Source organism: Helicobacter sp. NHP22-001 (assembly GCF_030270165.1).
Classification (GTDB): domain Bacteria; phylum Campylobacterota; class Campylobacteria; order Campylobacterales; family Helicobacteraceae; genus Helicobacter; species Helicobacter gastrofelis.
In genome coordinates this window covers 1-2,859 of the sequence record NZ_BSWS01000025.1, presented here as the reverse complement: position 1 = coordinate 2,859, position 2,859 = coordinate 1, and the positions used below count along the sequence as shown (strand labels likewise).

Sequence of the window (2,859 nt, the reverse complement as noted above, 5' to 3'; positions counted from 1 at the left end):
TGGAGATTCCGCTGATGGGGTTGTAACCAAGTATGGCTACATACTGGATATAGCTAGTTATGGATCGTTGAAGCAAGAAGCCCACCCGTCTTTAGCGGGTGGGTGATTCACAACCCGTGATTTAGAGATCAAATTTGGGTTAAAAATGGAAATTGAAGTGTTGGCAACAGAGCAAAAAGAGCCTTACGCCGTCTTTAAGGGCGAGGCAAGTGAGGCGGATTTGCTCATTGAGCATAGCGAGCACAGCCTTTATATCAGCACTCCAGATCAAGGTTTAGATGCGGATTTAGCAGAGGACATTAAGGGGATACACAGCATAGGCGATGCCTTTGTCCTGCTCATTAAAAAGGGCTTGCAACAAAAGAGCAATAAATTTAGCGGACAGGCTAAAATTTATCTACCCGCCGACCACTTAGCCCTATACTTGTCTGCCAACAACGCCAAAGTGGCGGTGGATGCGCCCATGCAGGATTTAGAGCTCAAGCTCAACAATGGCAGTGTCAGCGTGAAAGGCGCATTAAAAAACTTGAAGGCAAAAATGAACTCAGGGGATTTGTTTTTATATAAACCCATAGACACTTGCCAAGTTAAGGGCAACAACGCCACGCTTGAAATCGGGGCTAGGGTGCGGGCTTTAGACATTAAAATTAATAATGGCAATGTCCAACTCAATGCCCCCAAAGAGAGCCTAGAAACCTGCCAAATCAAGGGCAACAACACCCACTTAGATTTACAAACCCTCATTGAGGATTTGGATTTGAGCCTCAACAATGGGAGCGCAAAACTTTATGCCCACGGACATGTTAAGCGGTGGGACATACAATCCAATGGGGCAAGCATCACTCTTAAAAAGAATGGGGTTAATATTTCCCTTGAGGATTCTAGAGGCTCTATTGGATCGGGCAGGGTGCGCCTAAAAACAAGTAGCTTTGTGCATGTTGTGGATTGATTAATCTTAAGAAAGGAGCAAAGATGAAAGTAGATGAAAGCGTTGCGGATATTTCCGCAGAATATGCCACAAATGTTTATTATAACGCTGTTGGTTGTAGTTGCACTGGTGCAGGTTGCTAGCAGTTCTTGAGATGGTTGAAACACTGATGCGTTTTAACAGATAAAATTAAAGGAGAGTTCATGCAAATTGACCTAAGTCTTACAAATCTTGAGATAGAGTGTAATGGCGGTCTATTCTGTGGAACGCCCAAAGTTAATATCCCCTGTCGTTAAGTGCTTTAAATTAGGGGGCTACCCACAGCCCACCTAAAGGCACTCTAAAATCTCTCTCAAATCTAGGCTTTGGGCGATGAAGGTGGCGGCTTGCTTGGTGATCTCTTTGGCGTTGAACGCCACGCTAAGATCAGCGAGTTTAAACATGCCAATGTCATTGGCCCCATCGCCCACGGCTAAAGTGTGTTCGGGCTTTAGCAAGCTTTGCAAACTAGCTAAAATCTCTGCCTTAGAATCTCCCCGCATTAAAGGGCCGCTCACTTGCCCCGTTAAGACCCCTCCATTCACATGCAAAGTGTTGCTAAAATCTGCGTCTAAGCCCAGCTTTTCTTTAAAATGCCCCGTGGCCCACTTAAAGCCCCCACTTAGGCACACGACCTTATAGCCCAAGCTATGCAAGCCCTGCACCACTTCAAGCGCCCCCGAGTGCAGGGGCAAGTTTTGGCAAATCTCTTGGGCTTTGTGAGCGTCCATGCCCTTTAGTAAATTTGCGCGCTTAAGTAGGCTTGTATAAAAGTCCGCCTTGCCCGCCATCGCTAGATCTGTGGCGTTTGTAACCTCTTGCCCCACGCCATAAGCCTTTGCTAATTCTTCAATCGTTTCGGCATTGACTAAAGTCGAATCAAAATCAAAAACGGCTAATTTCATGTTGCTCCTTATAGGGGTATTCTAGCGCAAAAGTTTATTCAGGGTTAATACTTTTTTGCTAGAATGAGGAGTTTAACTAATTCATAATTCGTAGAGTTTAATGGTTGAACCGCGCCCGCTACTTTATAGGGGGGGGGGGGGGGGTAACTCCCCATTCTCCCCTTCCATCCCACAGATTTAACCCCACGGCAAGGAGTCTTCATGTCATTTTTTAGCCATAAAAAACAGAACAACACAGCTACTCAGGAATTCATCGCTGGGCTTGAGAGACGCAACCACGAATTGGATGCCATTTACAACGCTATAGACCGCTCAATGGCAATCATTGAATTTGACACAGATTGTAAGGTCATTACAGCCAATGAGAATTTTTTAAAGCTCATGGGTTACACTTTGGAGGAGATCAAGGGCAAGCACCATTCTATGTTTTGCGACCAAAAATTGGTGTCTTCACCTCTATATAAACAAGGTTGGGATCAATTAAGAAGCGGCCAGTTCAAACAGGGGAAGTTTAAGCGCATCGCCAAAGGGGGTAAAGAATTATATTTGGAAGCCACTTATAATCCCGTGTTAGACAATCAAGGTAAAGTGGTTAAGATCGTTAAAATCGCCACAGACATCACCCAGCGCATTTTAGAATTTAACGATTTGCGCGCCGTCCACAATGCCGCCCTGGCTTCTATGGCTTTGATTGAGTTTGATACAGAAGGTAGGGTGATCACAGCCAATAAAAACTTCTTAAAAGTTGTGGGTTATAGTTTAGACGAGATTGAAGGTAAGCACCATTCTATTTTCTGCGATCCCGAGTTTGTCAAAACCCCACAATACACCGAGTTTTGGCAACATTTAAAATCGGGGGAGTTTAAACAAGGAACATTTAAGCGCGTTACAAAAACGGGCAAGGCAGTTTATTTGGAGGCCAGCTACAATCCCGTTTTTGATAGTGAGGGTAAGATATATAAATTCATTAAATTTGCCTTGGACATA

General features: G+C 44.5%; 3 protein-coding genes. 2 read left to right on the top strand and 1 reads right to left on the bottom strand.

The features are described 5' to 3' along the window. Positions 1-145: 145 nt before the first annotated feature. The gene (locus QSJ47_RS08035) at positions 146-949 is read left to right on the top strand and encodes a DUF4097 family beta strand repeat-containing protein (protein ID WP_285603005.1); all 804 of its coding nucleotides are present in this window, start codon (positions 146-148) and stop codon (positions 947-949) included. 308 nt (positions 950-1,257) lie between these two features. On the opposite strand, the gene serB is transcribed toward QSJ47_RS08035, so the two are convergent. Beyond that, complete coding sequence (gene serB / locus QSJ47_RS08030; RefSeq protein WP_285603004.1) at positions 1,258-1,872, bottom strand: phosphoserine phosphatase SerB; 615 nt, start codon at positions 1,870-1,872, stop codon at positions 1,258-1,260. Positions 1,873-2,073: 201 nt separating this feature from the next. Here serB and QSJ47_RS08025 point away from each other — a divergent pair. Further along, positions 2,074-2,859, top strand: a 786-nt coding sequence (locus QSJ47_RS08025; protein ID WP_285603003.1) for a PAS domain-containing protein, incomplete at its 3' end; no start/stop codon positions are given.